Source organism: Micromonospora siamensis, assembly GCF_900090305.1.
Taxonomy (GTDB): Bacteria; Actinomycetota; Actinomycetes; order Mycobacteriales; family Micromonosporaceae; genus Micromonospora; species Micromonospora siamensis.
Genome location: NZ_LT607751.1, coordinates 1,447,816 through 1,463,526, shown reverse-complemented (window position 1 = coordinate 1,463,526; position 15,711 = coordinate 1,447,816). Strand labels below are relative to the sequence as shown.

Here is a 15,711-nt window from a genome sequence, read left to right as displayed (position 1 = left end):
GGCCAGAAGAGGCCAATCTACGCCGTCGGCACCGGCGCGGTCGGCCGCGCCCCGCCCGGCTCACACCCCGTGGAACGCGTTCTGGGTCGGCTCCACCCCGCGGGTGATCACCGACTCCACCACGTCCGCCGCCCGGTCGACCAGGAACTCCAACTCCTTGCGCTCGACCGCGGCGAAGTCCGACAGGACGAAGTCCGCCGGGTCCTGCCGGCCCGGGGGCCGGCCGACGCCGAACCGCACCCGCACGTAGTCCTTGCTCCCCAGGGAACGCGACATCGACCGCAGGCCGTTGTGCCCGCCCTCACCGCCGCCGCACTTCACCCGCAGCTGCCCGTACGGGATGTCCAGCTCGTCGTGGACCGCGACCACCTGGCCGAGCGGCACCTTGTAGAACTGCGCCAGCGCGGCCACCGGCCCACCGGAGAGGTTCATGTACGTCAACGGCTTGACCAGCACCAGCCGCGGGCCACCGAAGCCGAGCCGCCCCTCGGCGACCTCGGCGACCGCCCGCTTGTGCCGCCCGAACTTCGCGCCCACCCGACCGGCCAGCAGGTCGGCCACCATGAAGCCGACGTTGTGCCGGTTGCCGGCGTACTCCCGGCCCGGGTTGCCCAGACCGACCACCAGCCACGGCCCCGACTCGTCCGTCACGCCCGTTCCCTCCCGCGTCAGCCCGGCGCCCGACCCACCCTCGGCGGGCGACGCCGATACGACGACAGGCGCCCCCGAGGACGGGGACGCCTGTCACACGATCTCGAACCGATCAGGCCTCGGTCTTGGCCTCGGCGCTCTCCTCGCCACCGGCGGCGGCCGGCTCGCCGGCCTCGGCGCCCTCGGACGACTCGGCGGTCTCCTCGCCGACGCCGGCCTCGGCCTCCTCGTCGGCGGTCTCGACCTCGGGCAGCGTCGCCTCGAGCTGCTCGGCGGTCGGGGCGGCGGTCACCGCGGCGACCGGGGTCTCCGGGTCGGTGGCCAGCTCGACGCCGGCCGGCAGCTCCACGTCGGCGGCGGTGACCTGGTTGCCCGCCTCCAGGCCCTCGACCGAGGCCTCCAGGTGGTCCGGAACCTTGGTCGCGTCCGCGATCACCGACAGGGTGTCGTGGTCGTGCACGATCAGGGTGTCCCTCGCGGCCTCACCGGTCAGCTGGACCGGGACCTCCACGGTGACCTTCTCGCCCCGACGGACCAGGATCAGGTCCACGTGCTCGAAGGTGTCCTTGATCGGGTCACGCTGGATCGCCTTCGGCAGCGCCAGCACCTGGGTGCCGTCGCTCACCTCGATGGCGAGGAGCTGGTTGGCACCACCGTTACGGATGGCGGCGGCGAACTCGCGGGCCGGGAGCGCGATGTGCTTGGGCTTCTCGCCGTGGCCGTACAGCACGGCGGGCACCATGCCGGCCCGGCGGGTACGACGGGCACCACCCTTGCCGAACTCGGTACGGGGCTCGGCGCTGATCTTTACCTCGGACACGGGGAAACTCCTGATGCTTTCGCTGCGGCGGCTTTGTCGTCTGGCGGTGCTGGGCGAGGGGCTCGCAGGGGCTCTACGTCTGAACGACTGCCCGGAGCACCGCGTCGATGACGGCGCCTCCGTGCGGTGCTTCTCAGCAGCCCGCCGGGCACCCTCGCCGTGGCAACCGGACCAGTCTACCCGAGCCGAATCCGCCCCTCGCAGCAGTACCCGTATCCCCGATAGGCCGGCCCATTACCCGGGCCGGTGGGTGGCCAAACCTGCCGGCCGGAAAAGATCCGCCCCCCGGTCCGGAAGACCGGACCGGGGGCGGGAAGGCTCAGCTCAGGCCGCCGAACAGGGTGGTCACCGAACCGTCGTCGAAGACCTCCCGGATCGCCCGCGCCAGCAGCGGAGCGATCGACAGCACCGTCAGCTTGTCGAGCTGCTTCTCCGGCGGCAGCGGCAGCGTGTTCGTCACCACGACCTCGCTGATCGGGCTGTTCTTCAGCCGCTCGGTCGCCGGGTCCGACAGCAGCGCGTGGGTGGACGCCACCACGATCTCCGCCGCGCCGGACTCCTTGAGGATGTCGGCGGCCTTGGTGATCGTGCCGCCGGTGTCGATCATGTCGTCGACGATCAGGCAGACCCGACCCTCGACCTCGCCGACCACCCGGTTCGCCACCACCTGGTTGGGCTTCATCGGGTCGCGGGTCTTGTGGATGAACGCCAGCGGGCAGCCACCCATCCGGTCGGTCCACCGCTCGGCCACCCGCACCCGGCCCGAGTCCGGCGCCACCACCGTCATCGGCCGGCCCGCGTACTTGCGCTCGACGTACTCGGCGAGGACGTCCATCGCGAAGAGGTGGTCCACCGGGCCGTCGAAGAAGCCCTGGATCTGCGCGGTGTGCAGGTCGACCGTGAGGATCCGGTTCGCCCCGGCCGTCTTCAGCAGGTCGGCCACCAGGCGGGCGGAGATCGGCTCCCGGCCGCGGTGCTTCTTGTCCTGCCGGGCGTACGGGTAGAACGGCAGCACCACGGTGATCCGCTTGGCGGAGCCCCGCTTCAGCGCGTCGATCATGATCAGGGTCTCCATGACCCAGGTGTTGACGCCGTGCGTGACCGACTGGACCACGAACGCGTCCGAACCGCGTACCGAGTCCTTGAACCGCACGAAGATCTCACCGTTGGCGAACTCGTAGGCGTCGGCCGGCGTCGGCGCGACGCCGAGCACCTCACCGATCTCCTTCGCCAGCTCCGGAAACCCTCGTCCGGAGAAGAGCATCAGGCTCTTGCGATTTTCGGCGACGATGCTGCCCATGGGCCCGTCTGCTCCCGTATGTCGGTGGTACCCGGCCGCAGTGGAGCCGGGGACTGTTCGGTTGCAGTATGCCCCGGGTTCACCGGTCCACCCAGCGCCTCCACGCCCTCGTGGATTCAGTCACCTTCGCTTGCGGTGTCAGCGGAATCCGACGCACCCTCACACGCTCGCCGGGCCGCCTCCGCGGCGGCCGTACCGGCCCGCTTGCGCAGCACCCAACCGTCGACGTTGCGCTGCTGGCCCCGGGCCACCGCCATCGCGCCCGGCGGCACGTCGGCGATGATCACCGAACCGGCCGCGGTGTACGCCCCGTCGCCCACCTCCACCGGCGCCACGAACATGTTGTCCGCCCCGGTACGGGCGTGACTGCCGATGGTGGTGTGGTGCTTCTTCACCCCGTCGTAGTTGACGAAGACCGTGGCGGCGCCGATGTTGCTGTGCTCGCCGATCGTGGCGTCCCCGACGTACGACAGGTGCGGCACCTTGGAGCCCTCGCCGATGGTGGCCTTCTTGGTCTCCACGAACGTGCCGACCTTGGCCTTGCGCCCCAGCCGCGACTCCGGCCGCAGGTACGCGTACGGGCCGACGCTGGCCTGCGGGCCGACCTCGGCGCCGACCGCGTGGCTGCGGACCACGCTGGCGCCCTCGGCGACCGTGGTGTCGACCAGCGTGGTGTCCGGGCCGACGAGCGCGCCGGCGCCGACCACGGTGGCGCCCTGGAGCTGGGTGTTCTGGTCGATCACCGCGTCCCGCTCGACCGTGGCGGTCACGTCGATCCAGGTGGTCGCCGGGTCCAGGACGGTCACCCCGGTCCGCATCCACGCCTCGTTCACCCGGTCGCGCAGCAGCCGGCGCAGGCCGGCCAGCTCCACCCGGTCGTTGCAGCCCAGCGTCTCGGTGTGGTCGCCCGCCACGTGCACCGCCACCGGCTCACCGGCCGAGGCGAACAGCTCGAAGACGTCGGTGAGGTATTCCTCGCCCTGGTCGTTGTCGGTGGAGAGCTTGCCCAGCGCCTCGCGCAGCCGGACCGCGTCGAAGGCGTAGATGCCGGCGTTGATCTCGCGCAGCTCGCGCTGGGCCGGGGTCGCGTCCCGCTCCTCGACGATCCGCTCCAGCCGACCGCTGTCGTCCCGGACGATCCGCCCCAGGCCGGTCGGGTCCGGCACGGCGGCGGCCAGCACGGTCGCCGCCGCGCCCGCGCCCTCGTGTGCCTCGACCAGCGCGGCGACCGTCTCGGCGCGCAGCAGCGGCACGTCGCCGTTGAGCACCACCACCGTGCCGGTCCCGTCGGGTACGGCCTCCAGCGCGATCCGGACCGCGTGGCCGGTGCCGAGCTGCCGCTCCTGGAGCACCGGGGTGGCCTGCGGGGCGACCTCGGACAGGTGCTCACGGACCTGCTCGGCGCGGTGGCCCACCACCACGACGGTGCGCTCGGCGCCCAGCGGGGCGGCGGCGGTCAGCACGTGGCCGATCAGGGTGCGGCCGAGCAGCGGGTGCAGCACCTTGGGCAGGTCGGACTTCATCCGCTTGCCCTCACCGGCGGCGAGCACGACGACGGTGCGGAGGTGGGGCTGGGACACGACGCATGCTCCCGTCGGACGGCGGACAGTCTCGCGGCCATGCTAACCAGGCGGCGAGGGACAGACGGCAGAAGCTCCCGGGAGAGGATTCGAACCCCTATAATCAGGACCAAAACCTGACGTCCTGCCATTAGACGACCCGGGACGGTCCAAAACGGGCAAAAAGCGCCCGCCGATGGCTGACTACACCTTACCGTTCCCGTTCGGGATCTCCACCGGCCATTCCCCGCACCGTCCCCTCCATCCGCCAGTACAGGGGCCTCGATCGGGGCACCTCCACCGAGAGGCACCCGTGGTAGCCGTCGCCGGTGTTGCGCCGGACCGTGCCGGGCCGGTGGCGCTTCACCGAGGTGGCCATGAACGCCTCCGCCGGCACACCGACCCGCGCCGCCCACCACCGCACCGCCGCCTGCCGGTCGGCCGTCTCGTGGATGCTCACCCGGAATCGCAGGGCCCGTCGGGGCACCCCGGTCGACTCGACGAACCGCAGGAAGATCTCCACCAGCTCCGGGTCGCTGTTGACGAATCTGACCCTGGTGTCGTGCGGTCGCCACGGCTTCGCCTTGGTGCCCTCGGCCCAGTAGAGCGCGCTGCCGACCAGGACCAGCTCTCGTTCGGAGAGTCCAACCGCCCAGGCGGCCGCGGCCTCGACGACCTCGGTCCGGGCGGCGTCCCGTGCCCGCCGATGCGCCGACCACTGGGCATCCGTCATCGCCTTCGAATGAGCCTGCCGCCGCGCTCGGGCAACCGCCGGGTCGACCTCCAGCGGCATGTGCCGCACCCACAGATAGGCCGTGGACCGGGCCACCCCGAGACGCTTCGCGATGTCGGGCACGGTGCCACCCTGCGCGCGCAGCTTCAGCGCCTCGGCGCGCAGCTCGTCCTTGGCCGTCGGCCGACGGGTCCACTCCGGCGGCGGAACACCCCGCAGCAGCTCCTGGACCCGGTTGCGCCCCAGCCCGGTCCGGGCCCGGATCTGCGCCACCGAAAGCCCTTCCTCGACCCGTAGCCGCCGGACCTCGTCCCCCGTGACGTCAGCCATGACCGGGAGATTAGGACAGGCGTACGACACGGCTGGGCATCGGCGATCCGGGGAACCTGGCAGGATGGTCGGGTGACGGAGCGCAGCGGGGCGAACGCCGGGCGGCACGGCAAGGCCGAGGACGCCCGCCGGCGTACCCCGGCCGGCAAATCCACCCCCCGGGTACGCATGTCCGCCGGCCAGCGCCGCGAGCAGCTCATCTCGATCGCCCGGCAGCTCTTCGCCGAGCGCGGTTTCGACGCCACCTCCATCGAGGAGGTCGCCGCCCGGGCGCGGGTCTCCAAGCCGGTGGTCTACGAGCACTTCGGCGGCAAGGAGGGCCTGTACGCGGTGGTGGTGGACCGGGAGGTGCGCGCCCTGCTAGACCGGATCGCCACCGCGCTGACCGCCGGGCATCCCCGCGAGCTGCTGGAGCAGGCGGCCACCGCCCTGCTCGGCTACATCGAGGAGGAGACCAGCGGCTTCCGGGTGCTGGTCCGGGAGTCGCCGATGATGTCGGCGGCGGGCAGCTTCAGCAGCGTGATGAACGACGTGGCGCACCGGGTCGAGCACATCCTGGGCGCCGAGTTCTCGGCCCGGGGTTACGACTCGAAGCTGGCCGAGCTCTATTCGCAGGCGCTGGTGGGCATGGTGGCGTTGACCGGCCGGTGGTGGCTGGAGGTGCGCGAGCCGAGCAAGGAGACGGTCGCCGCGCACCTGGTGAACCTGGCCTGGAACGGGCTGTCGCACCTGGAGGCGACGCCCGGCCTGATCGCCGTGCGCGACGAGTGAGGTCGGGTCAGCGGTTACCGGAGACGGTGGGCCGGCGGTGCCGGGCCTCGGCCGCGGCGTGCTCGTCCGGGCCGACCTTGTCGTAGAGGCCGGTGGCGAGCAGCAGCAGCCCGAACAGCAGCGACACGATCACCGTGGACATCGAGAAGTTGAGGAAGTTCGCGCTGGTCTGGAGCACGCTCATCATCAGCACCCCGGTGACCATGAAGACCACCCCGGCGGTCAGGTTCATGTAGTGGCCGAGGTTGCTGCGCCGGGACGCCCCGATGATCAGGACGATCCCGAAGATCACCGACACCAGTGAGAACGCCAGGTTGGTGCGCAGCCCCAGGGCCCAGTGGCTGCCCCGGTCGAAGAGCGCCCCACCCCAGGTCTCGACGGTGCCGTACACCCCGAAGACCAGGATGTAGAGCCCGACCAGACCGGCGATGACCCGGTAGAGCGGGCGTGCGGGATGGTTCACCGGGAAATGCGCCACGACCGCCTCCGTCCAGCGATGACCGATTCCTCGGAATTGTCGCGTACGTGGGCGGAACTGTCCGCCGAAACACCGGGGGCGCGCGTGGAAACGCCGGAGAACGCAAAGGTCCCGGCCCCGCGACGGCGGGACCGGGACCGGAGAACGCGTGGGTCAGAGCACCAGGCGGGCCTTCTCCCAGGCCTCCTTCTCCTCCTCGGTGCCGACCTTGCCGTACATGCTGACCATCAGCAGCACCAGGGCCAGGGTCAGGGTCACCACGACGGTGGCGATGCTGAAGTTGAGGATGTTGGCGTCGGTCTGGATGAAGGCGAGCGCGGCCAGGCCGATCGCCATCAGGGCGTACGCCAGGTAGCCGTTGATCACGACGTCGCGGTTGCGGCCGAGCGCGGTGCCGGCCAGCACGCCCGCCCCGATTCCGATGGCGAGCAGGGAGAACGCCAGGTTCGTGCCCTGGCCGAGGGACCGGGTGTCATTCTGGGCGAAGAAGTCGTCGCCGAGGCTGGCGATGACGCCGAGCACTCCGAAGACCACGTAGTACAGACCAACGAGCCCGCCGATCGCCCGGTAGATCGGCCGCGCGGGGTGGTTGACGGGGGTGTGGGCCATGTCTGTGTCTCCAAGACCGTTCGGGTGAGGGGTCGCGAACAATTCTCCCGCATGCCGGCCTGTGACGCCGCACACCCCCCACCCGGTCGCCGGTCAGCCCTCCGGCAGCTGCTCCGCCAGGCTGAGCCAGGCCTCCTCGGTCCGCTCCCGCTCGGCCCGCAGCTCCTTGCGCTGGGCCTCCAGCTCGGCCACCCGGGCGTAGTCGGTGGCGTGCGTGGCGAGCTGTTCGAGCAGGCCCGCCTCCTTCTGCTCCAGCTTGGCGACCTGCCGCTCCAGCTTGCCGAGCTCCTTGCGCGCGGTGCGTACCTCGGCGGCGGACATGCCCTCCCGACCGGGACCGGCCGCGGCGGGGGTGAGGTCGGCGGGCGCCGGGCCACCGCCCGCGGCGGCGCGGGCCAGGTATTCGTCGACACCGCCGGGCAGGTGCACCAGCCGGCCGTCGCCGAACATCCCGTACGCCGACTCGGTGACCCGCTCGATGAGGTACCGGTCGTGGCTGGCCACGATGACCGTGCCCGGCCACGAGTCGAGCAGGTCCTCCAGCGCGGCCAGGGTGTCGGTGTCCAGGTCGTTGGTGGGCTCGTCGAAGAGGAGCACGTTCGGCTCCCCGGCGAGCAGCCGGAGCATCTGGAGTCGGCGGCGCTCCCCGCCGGAGAGGTCGCTGACCGGGGTCCAGAGCCGCCGGTCGTCGAAGCCGAAGACCTCGGCGAGCTGGGCGGCGGAGATCTCCCGGTCGCCGAGCTGCACCCGGCGGGCGACCTCCTCGACGGCCTCCAGGACGCGCAGGTGCCCGGGCAGCTCGGCCAGCTCCTGGGAGAGGAACGCCGGCTTGACCGTGGAACCGGTGTGGAACCGGCCGCCGTCGGGGCGCGTCACCCCGGCCAGCATCCGCAGCAGGGTGGTCTTGCCGGCGCCGTTGCGGCCCAGGATGGCGATCCGGTCGCCGGGGCCGACCTGCCAGGTGGTGTCGTGCAGGATCTCCTTGGGCCCGGCGTGCAGCCGCACGTTCTCCAGTTCGTAGACCTGCTTGCCCAGCCGCGCGGTCGCCATCCGCTGCAACGACATGGTGTCGCGCGGCGGCGGCACGTCGTCGATCAGCGCGTTGGCGGCGTCGATCCGGAACTTCGGCTTGGAGGTACGCGCGGGCGGGCCGCGGCGCAGCCAGGCGATCTCCTTGCGGAGCAGGTTCTGCCGGCGGGCCTCGGTGGCGGCGGCGACCCGCTGCCGCTCGGCGCGGGCCAGGATCCAGGCGGCGAAGCCGCCCTCGTACGCCCGGACGGTCTGGTCGGCGACCTCCCAGGTGGTGGTGCAGACCGCGTCGAGGAACCAGCGGTCGTGGGTGACCACGGCGAGGGCGCCCTTGCGGGTGACCAGGTGCCGGGCCAGCCAGTCGACGCCGCCCACGTCGAGGTGGTTGGTGGGCTCGTCGAGGATCAGCAGGTCGGCCTCGCGGACCAGCAGCGCGGCCAGCGCCACCCGGCGGCGCTCGCCACCGGACATCGGGCCGACGGGCTGGTCCAGGCCGAGGTGGGGCATGCCGAGGCCGTCGAGGATGGCGCGGACCCCGGCGTCACCGGCCCACTCGTGCTCGGCGCCCATGCTCTGCGCCAGCCAGGCGGTGCCCAGGACGACGTCGCGGACGGTCGCCTCGGCGGCCAGGGTGAGGCTCTGCGGCAGCCAGAGCACCCGCAGGTCGCGCCGGTGGGTGACCCGGCCGTCGTCCGGGTCCTCCTGCTTGGTGAGCATCCGCAGCAGGGTCGACTTGCCGGCCCCGTTGAGGCCGACCACGCCGATCCGGTCGGCGTCGTCCAGGCCGAGCGAGACGTCGGTGAGCAGCGGACCGGCCGCGCCGTACCCCTTGGACACCCGGTCCAGGTTGACGATGTTGGCCACGACCTCACCCACCTCCATGATCAAGGCGTCCCGGTGCCGGCGGGCACGGGACGCCTGAGGTATCCCAGGGTACGCGGTGCCGCCGCGACGAAGGACAGCCGGAGCATCTCGGGGTTGTTCCGGGGATCTCACCGATGGAGCCCGGCGAGCGGTCGAAACTACAGTCGCGCCGTGACGGACCCCAAGATCGGCATGATGACCTGCAACCGTGACGTCCGGCGACGGCACCGGGTACTGACCGTGGTGGCCTGCGGACTTCTCCTGGGCGCGGTCGACCTGCTGCTGCAACGCGGCCTGCCGTACCCCTGGGCGAACCTCGCCAACTCCAGCGCCGTCTGGGCGCTGGGCGCGTTCGACATCGGCTGGTGGCTGCGCGCCGGCTGGTGGCGATCCGCCCTCGCCGGGATCGTGCTGCTCGTCGTCGCCGTGCAGGTCTACCACCTCACGGCGGCCGTGGTGCTGAACGACGACGTGCAGATGCTGTGGTCCTCGACGGGGATCATGTGGTCCGCCTTCGGAGTCCTCGCCGGCGCCCTCTTCGGAGCGGCGGGCGGCCTGACCCACGACCGCCGACCATGGTTGCGGCCGATCGCCGTGGCCATGCCCGGTGCGGTCCTGCTCGCTGAGGCGGCGATGCTCGTCGATCGCAGCGACAACCCCGGCGGCGGACCGAACTACCGGACCGACAGCCTGCAGACCGCAGCGATCGAAGCGATCCTCGGTGTCGCCCTGATCCTGCTCGTCGCCCGGACGAACCGGGTACGCCTGCAGGCGCTCACCGCGGCGATCGTGCTCGCGGCGATCGGCTTCGCCGGGTTCACCGTCGCGGGCTTCGGTGACTGACCTGTCCGGTTTCCCGGGACGGCGCGCCCGGCGTACACGCCGGGCGTCCACCCTCGGGGCGACCTGTACTCCGGTCAGACGACCCGCGCCCCCGGCATCGGGCCGTGGGCGGCCCGGGCGGCCCGGCACACCCCGGCCGCCTCGATCCCGGCGGCGATCCGCTCCGCGTCCGACTCGCCGGCGGCCAGGAACACGCAGGTCGGGCCGGAGCCGGAGACGATGCCGGCGAGCGCGCCGGCCGCCTCGCCGGCCTTCAGCGTCGCCGCGAGGGCCGGGCGCAGCGAGAGCGCGGCGGCCTGCATGTCGTTGCCCAGCGCGGCGGCCAGCACCGCCGGGTCCCGCTGCCGCAGGGCGGCGAGCAGAGCGTCGGCGCTGCCCAGCGGCGTGCCCGCGGCGCCGGAGGCGCGCAGCCGGTCCAGCTCGCGGTAGACCTCCGGGGTGGACAGGCCGCCGTCGGCGACGGCCACCACCCAGTGCCAGCTGGTCGGGCGGGCGAGCACCGGGCTGACCGCCTCGCCCCGCCCGGTGCCGAGCGCGGTGCCGCCGTGGATGAGGAAGGGCACGTCGGAGCCGAGGCCGGCGGCGATGGCCGCCAGCTCGTCCCGGGACAGGCCGGTCCCCCAGAGCGCGTCGCAGGCGACCAGGGCGGCCGCGGCGTCGGCGCTGCCGCCGGCCAGCCCGCCCGCCAGCGGGATCTGCTTGCGCAGGTGCAACCGGGCGTAGGCCGGCACCCCGGCGTACGCGGCGAGGGCGCGGGCCGCCCGGATCACCAGGTTGGAGTCGTCCAGGGCCAGCTCGCCGGTGCCCTCCCCCTCCATGGTCAGGGTGAGCGTGTCGCCCCGCCGGGCGGTCAGCTCGTCGTGCAGCGAGATCGCGTGGTAGACGGTGTTCAGCTCGTGGTAGCCGTCGGGGCGCAGCGGACCCACCCCGAGATGCAGGTTGATCTTCGCCGGGACCCGGACCCGCACCGGCCCACTGGCTCCGCGCAGCCGCGGCTCGTCCTCGTCGTCCGGTCCCCAGGCCTCGGTCACGGGGCGATGTCCCGGACCCGCAACCGGATGTCGAACGGCTTGCTCACGATCAACTCCTCGGCGGAGTCGGCGGCCAGCTCGTAGCGGCCGTCGACCAGGTCGTACGCGTACACGTGCACCGGATCCTGCTCGATGCGCCAGTAGTGCGGGATGCCGGCGTCGGCGTACCCGGCCGGCTTCTCGATCCGGTCCCGTCGTCGGGTGCCAGGCGACACCACCTCGACGGCGAGCACCACCTGCTCCGCGTCAAAGTAGTGGTGCTCCCCGGACACGGGCGCCTTGAGCAGCACGACGTCGGGCTCGAACGTGTTCCGGTGGCTCACGGCCACGCCGAGGGCGGTTCCCACCACGAGATGCTCGGGGCCGTGCTGGCTGAACCACGCCCAGAGCCGGTTACCGATGTTCTGATGGCCGAAAGTCGGCGAGGGGACCACGACGAGAACTCCGTCACGCAACTCGACGCGGGGCGCGTCGTCCGGCAGGGTCAGCACATCCTCGATGGTGTAGTCGGCCAGGCGCTGACGGACCGGGTCGGGATGCCACATGCCGGCGGGGGCGGGGTCGATCGGCTGCGCGGTCACTCGTACACCTCCTCGGCGGGCACGGCGTCAGCCTACTTCGCGGCCCGCGTACCGACCGGGGCCGACGCGGCGATCGCGGCGAACTGCTCGACGGTCAACGACTCGCCCCGGGCGCCCGGGTCCACGCCGGCGGCGGTGAGCGCGGCGGCGGCCCGGTCCGGCCCACCGGCCCAGCCGGCCAGGGCGGCCCGCAACGTCTTGCGGCGCTGGGCGAACGCCGCGTCGACCACGGCGAAGACGGCCTGCCGGGCCACGTCGGGGCGGGGCGGTTCGCGGCGGGTGAACGCGACCAGCCCGGAGTCGACGTTCGGCACCGGCCAGAAGACGTTCGGCGGCACCTTGCCGGCGGCCCGGGCGTGGGCGTACCAGGCGAGCTTCACCGACGGGATGCCGTACACCTTGGAGCCGGGGCCGGCGACCAGCCGGTCGGCGACCTCCTTCTGCACCATCACCAGGCCCTGTCGCAGGCTGGGCAGCTCGGCCAGCAGGTGCAGCACCACCGGCACCGCGACGTTGTAGGGCAGGTTCGCCACCAGCGCGGTGGGCGGCGGGTCGGCCAGATCGGCGGCGGTGACCCGCAGCGCGTCCGCCCGGTGCACGGTGAGCCGGGCGGCGGCCTCCCCGGCGAACCGGTCGGCGGTCTCCGGCAGCGCGGCGGCCAGCGTCGGGTCGATCTCCACGGCGTGCACGTGGGCGGCGGCCGGCAGCAGGGCCAGGGTCAGCGAGCCGAGCCCGGGGCCGACCTCCAGCGCCACGTCGTCCGGGGCCAGCCCGGCGGCGGCGACGATCCGGCGCACGGTGTTCGGGTCGTGCACGAAGTTCTGGCCGAGCTTCTTGGTCGGCGCGACGCCGAGGCGCGCGGCGAGTTCCCGGATCTCCGCCGGGCCGAGGAGACCGGTCACGCCCCGTAGCGTAGCCGTGGGGTCGGCGCCGCTCACCACGGGCCGAAGGCACGCTCGCCGTTGGCCGAGATGGCCGCGCAGAGCTCGTCCAGGTCGGCGCCGGTGGTCGCGGCGAGCGACCGGACCGTCAGCGGGATCAGGTACGACGCGTTCGGCCGTCCCCGGTGCGGCATCGGGGTGAGGTACGGCGCGTCGGTCTCCACCAGGATCTGCTCCAGCGGGGTGACCGCGGCGGCCTCGCGCAGCGCGGCGGCGCTGCCGAAGGTGACCGTGCCGGCGAAGCTGAGCAGGAAGCCCCGGCGTACGCACTCCCGGGCGAAGTCGGCGTCCCCGGAGAAGCAGTGCATCACCACGGTGTCCGGGGCGCCCTCGTCGTCGACGATCCGCAGCACGTCGGCGTGCGCGTCCCGGTCGTGGATGACCAGCGCGCGGCCGTGCCGCTTGGCGATGGCGATGTGCGCCCGGAAGCTCTCCTCCTGCGCGGCCCGCCCCTCGTCACCGGTGCGGAAGAAGTCCATCCCGGTCTCGCCGACGCCCCGGACCCGGTCGTCGGCGGCGAGCGCCTCGATCTCGCGCAACGCGGAGTCCAGGTCGGCCAGCCGGGGCGCCTCGTTCGGGTGCAGCGCGACGGTGGCCAGCACCGTCGGGTACCTCCGGGCCACCTCGACGCCCCAGCGGGACGAGGGCACGTCCACGCCGACCTGCACCAGCCGGTCGACGCCCACGGCGGCGGCCACCTCGATCGCCGCCGCCACCGGGTCCTCGACGGTCCCACCGCCGGGGAGGGGCCCGCCGTACTCGCCGACGGTGATGTCCAGGTGGGTGTGGCTGTCCGGCACCGGACGGGGCAACGCCTCCGGCGCGGGCGGGAACTCGCCGGCCCGGCGGGCGGCACGCTGCTTGCGGGTCTCGGTCTGCTCGCTCATCGTCGCCAGCATCACACACCCGCGTACGCCCCGGGTCTCCCACCCGTGACCGGCCGTTCACCTGCCCGGAACCTGCCGCGCCTAGCGTCCGCGACGTGACGGTCACTCCTCAGGCCAGCGGCGCCGCGATCGGGCGGACCGGGCTGCACGTGACGTACGACGGTGCGGTGTACCCCGCGGAGGAGATCGCCCGGGGTGCGGCGTACGAACTGTTCGCCGCAGACGAGGCGGCCGGCTTCGAGTGGGCGCCCCGCCCCAGCGCGCCGCTGCCCTGGCACCGGTTCGTGCACGCCACCGAGGTGACCGAGGTGCACGGGGCGCCGCCGCCGGGCGAGGAGCCCGAGACGCCGCTGCTGCTGCCGCTGCACCGGGAGCACGGCTGGGCCCGGGTGCACCAGCTCAGCCAGCGGCCGGACGCGGCCGGTGACCCGATCCTCGCGACGGTCCGCGCCTCGGCGACGATCCGGCCCGGCACCCGGATGGTGAAGGTGCTCTCCGCCCGGCAGCTCGCCGGGCACGTACGCGGGTGGCTGCCGCACGGCTTCTGCTACCGCGAGCACGACGTGGCGCACCTGCGTACCCCCGCCGCCCTGGCGGTGCTGCGCGGCGACGGGCCGGTCGGCCGGGACGGCCTGGACGTGGCGTACGCGCTGCGCTGGCGGGCCGCGGACCCGGCCGACTACGACGTGCCGGCCGGCCCGGAGCACCGGGGGCTGACCGCGCTGCCGGCCCGGGACCGGCTGGGCCCGGCGGTGCTCGGCACCGGTTTCGTCCCCAGCAACGGGCAGCTGATCCCCGAGTTCGTCACCCGGGACTTCGCCGACCTGCCGATGCCGGCGAACGCCACGCTGCTGGCCTACCCGGCCGACGGGACGGAGGTGGTGCTCTACAGCTACCAGGCCGAGCAGCGAGGGTGGCTGCGGATGGCCGGGCCGCAGTGGCGCCACCTGCTGGCCGCGGTGCCGGGCCTGCACCCCGACCAGGAGTACGTGCCGACCGGCGAGGTGCCCCGCTCCACCCAGCTCGTCGGGGGTTACGCCGGCAGCGAGTACGAGGCGGTCGCCGACCAGCCGGGCGGGTTCCGGGTGCTGGCGATGACCCGGGCGGCCCGCTATCCGGTGGACTCGGTGGCCCGCCGGCTCCGGTACGCGACGTGGCGGGGCGTGCCCTGCCTGGTGCTGCGTGAGGAGGCGGAGTGGCTGCGGCTGCGGTTGCGCCGACCGGATCCGGACGCGGTGGCCGTTACCGGTGCGCAGTGCCACGAACGGGGCGTCTACGAGGCGTGGGCCCCGGCGACGGAGCTGGTCGACGACCGGGTGGTGGACCTGGCGTATCCGCCGGCATAACGGGGGCCTGGTCGGGAAAGCGCGCGACGTCAGACTGCCGCAGCGACTTGGAGAACCCGACATGCCCTTCGTCACCGTCGGCACGGAGAACTCCGCGCCCATCGACCTGTACTACGAGGACCACGGTTCCGGCCAGCCGGTCGTGCTGATCCACGGTTTCCCGTTCAACGGGGCGACCTGGGAGAAGGTGTCCCAGCCACTGATGTCGGCGGGCTACCGGGTGATCACCTACGACCGGCGTGGTTTCGGCGCCTCCGCGCAGCCGGCCATGGGGTACGACTACGACACCTTCGCCAGCGACCTCGACGTGCTGATGAGCGAGCTGGACCTGCGCAACGCGATCCTGATCGGTCACTCGATGGGCACCGGCGAGGTGACCCGCTACCTCGGCCGGTACGGGTCGGACCGGGTGGACCGGGCGGTGCTGATGGCCCCGCTGGCCCCGATGCTGGTGCAGTCCCCCGACAATCCGGAGGGCGTTCCGAAGAACCTCTTCGACGGCTTCCAGCAGGCGATCGTCGCGGACCGGTTCGCGTACCTGACCCAGTTCTGCGACGCCTTCTTCAACTACAGCGAGACCAAGGGCAAGTGGGTCAGCGAGGAGGCGTACCGGGCGCACTGGCAGATCGGCGCGATGGCGTCGGCGAAGGGCACCCACGACGCGGTGGACGCCTGGCAGGAGGACTTCCGGCCGGACCTGCCGAACATCGACGTACCGGTGCTGATCATCCAGGGCGACAAGGACAACGTGCTGCCGTACGAGAAGACCGGCGCGCGGTTGCAGCACATGCTCTCGGACGTCCGGTTGGTCACCCTGAAGGGTGCGCCGCACGGCACGCCGTGGACCCACCCGACCGAGGTGAACCAGGCGATCATGGAGTTCATCGGCGCGCCGAAGATGGCCCGCGCCTGACCCCGCCGACGACCGCGGCCCCGGG

General features: G+C 72.8%; 15 protein-coding genes, 1 tRNA gene and 1 pseudogene. 4 read left to right on the top strand and 13 right to left on the bottom strand.

The window, feature by feature from the left end; all coding sequences use genetic code 11:
- Positions 1-60 precede the first annotated feature (60 nt).
- The 6 genes and pseudogenes from pth to GA0074704_RS06855 all read right to left on the bottom strand — a co-directional run bounded on the left by pth (position 61) and on the right by GA0074704_RS06855 (position 5,393).
- A complete protein-coding gene (pth, locus tag GA0074704_RS06880) occupies positions 61-651 on the bottom strand; it encodes an aminoacyl-tRNA hydrolase (RefSeq protein WP_088969713.1) in 591 nt (196 codons plus the stop codon).
- Between the two features lie 112 nt (positions 652-763).
- Entirely contained in the window at positions 764-1,471 is a 708-nt protein-coding gene (locus GA0074704_RS06875; protein WP_088969712.1) for a 50S ribosomal protein L25/general stress protein Ctc, read from the bottom strand.
- Between the two features lie 319 nt (positions 1,472-1,790).
- Positions 1,791-2,771: a ribose-phosphate diphosphokinase gene (locus GA0074704_RS06870; RefSeq protein ID WP_088969711.1), complete on the bottom strand. Its 981-nt coding sequence runs from the start codon at positions 2,769-2,771 to the stop codon at positions 1,791-1,793.
- A 56-nt stretch (positions 2,772-2,827) separates the two neighbouring features.
- Positions 2,828-4,351 (bottom strand): annotated as a pseudogene (gene glmU / locus GA0074704_RS06865) (bifunctional UDP-N-acetylglucosamine diphosphorylase/glucosamine-1-phosphate N-acetyltransferase GlmU); the annotation flags it as partial.
- Between the two features lie 74 nt (positions 4,352-4,425).
- Positions 4,426-4,496 (bottom strand) — tRNA-Gln (locus GA0074704_RS06860).
- Positions 4,497-4,541: 45 nt separating this feature from the next.
- Positions 4,542-5,393 carry a helix-turn-helix domain-containing protein gene (locus tag GA0074704_RS06855; protein ID WP_088969710.1) on the bottom strand — a complete coding sequence of 284 codons (852 nt, stop codon included), beginning with the start codon at positions 5,391-5,393 and terminating at the stop codon, positions 4,542-4,544.
- Positions 5,394-5,465: 72 nt separating this feature from the next.
- Between GA0074704_RS06855 and GA0074704_RS06850 the strand changes: the two genes are divergently transcribed.
- A complete protein-coding gene (locus GA0074704_RS06850; RefSeq protein WP_231926778.1) occupies positions 5,466-6,164 on the top strand; it encodes a TetR/AcrR family transcriptional regulator in 699 nt (232 codons plus the stop codon).
- A 7-nt stretch (positions 6,165-6,171) separates the two neighbouring features.
- On the opposite strand, the gene GA0074704_RS06845 is transcribed toward GA0074704_RS06850, so the two are convergent.
- From GA0074704_RS06845 to GA0074704_RS06835, 3 genes are all read right to left on the bottom strand, one after another.
- Positions 6,172-6,642: a DUF4383 domain-containing protein gene (locus GA0074704_RS06845; protein ID WP_088969709.1), complete on the bottom strand. Its 471-nt coding sequence runs from the start codon at positions 6,640-6,642 to the stop codon at positions 6,172-6,174.
- A gap of 153 nt (positions 6,643-6,795) precedes the next feature.
- On the bottom strand, positions 6,796-7,251 hold the full coding sequence (locus GA0074704_RS06840) for a DUF4383 domain-containing protein (RefSeq protein WP_088969708.1): 456 nt from the start codon (positions 7,249-7,251) through the stop codon (positions 6,796-6,798).
- Between the two features lie 93 nt (positions 7,252-7,344).
- A complete protein-coding gene (locus GA0074704_RS06835; protein WP_088973505.1) occupies positions 7,345-9,144 on the bottom strand; it encodes an ABC-F family ATP-binding cassette domain-containing protein in 1,800 nt (599 codons plus the stop codon).
- 171 nt (positions 9,145-9,315) lie between these two features.
- Here GA0074704_RS06835 and GA0074704_RS06830 point away from each other — a divergent pair, with 171 nt between their 5' ends.
- Positions 9,316-9,987 carry a DUF6518 family protein gene (locus GA0074704_RS06830; protein ID WP_088969707.1) on the top strand — a complete coding sequence of 224 codons (672 nt, stop codon included), beginning with the start codon at positions 9,316-9,318 and terminating at the stop codon, positions 9,985-9,987.
- 74 nt (positions 9,988-10,061) lie between these two features.
- Here the strand turns inward: GA0074704_RS06830 and GA0074704_RS06825 are convergent, their stop codons facing one another.
- From GA0074704_RS06825 to GA0074704_RS06810, 4 genes are read right to left on the bottom strand one after another with little or no spacing between them, the layout of a single operon-like run.
- On the bottom strand, positions 10,062-11,018 hold the full coding sequence (locus GA0074704_RS06825) for a 4-(cytidine 5'-diphospho)-2-C-methyl-D-erythritol kinase (RefSeq protein ID WP_088969706.1): 957 nt from the start codon (positions 11,016-11,018) through the stop codon (positions 10,062-10,064).
- A complete protein-coding gene (locus GA0074704_RS06820; protein ID WP_231926777.1) occupies positions 11,015-11,599 on the bottom strand; it encodes a Uma2 family endonuclease in 585 nt (194 codons plus the stop codon). The genes GA0074704_RS06825 and GA0074704_RS06820 overlap by 4 nt, the downstream gene beginning before the upstream one ends.
- 32 nt (positions 11,600-11,631) lie before the next feature.
- Entirely contained in the window at positions 11,632-12,501 is an 870-nt protein-coding gene (gene rsmA, locus GA0074704_RS06815; protein ID WP_088969705.1) for a 16S rRNA (adenine(1518)-N(6)/adenine(1519)-N(6))-dimethyltransferase RsmA, read from the bottom strand.
- Positions 12,502-12,533: 32 nt separating this feature from the next.
- The gene (locus GA0074704_RS06810) at positions 12,534-13,439 is read right to left on the bottom strand and encodes a TatD family hydrolase (RefSeq protein ID WP_088973503.1); all 906 of its coding nucleotides are present in this window, start codon (positions 13,437-13,439) and stop codon (positions 12,534-12,536) included.
- 83 nt (positions 13,440-13,522) lie between these two features.
- Here GA0074704_RS06810 and GA0074704_RS06805 point away from each other — a divergent pair, with 83 nt between their 5' ends.
- Both GA0074704_RS06805 and GA0074704_RS06800 read left to right on the top strand, forming a co-directional pair.
- Positions 13,523-14,773 (top strand): hypothetical protein, encoded by a 1,251-nt coding sequence (locus GA0074704_RS06805; protein ID WP_088969704.1) that lies wholly within the window; start codon positions 13,523-13,525, stop codon positions 14,771-14,773.
- 61 nt (positions 14,774-14,834) lie between these two features.
- Positions 14,835-15,686 carry an alpha/beta fold hydrolase gene (locus GA0074704_RS06800; RefSeq protein ID WP_088969703.1) on the top strand — a complete coding sequence of 284 codons (852 nt, stop codon included), beginning with the start codon at positions 14,835-14,837 and terminating at the stop codon, positions 15,684-15,686.
- Positions 15,687-15,711 lie beyond the last annotated feature (25 nt).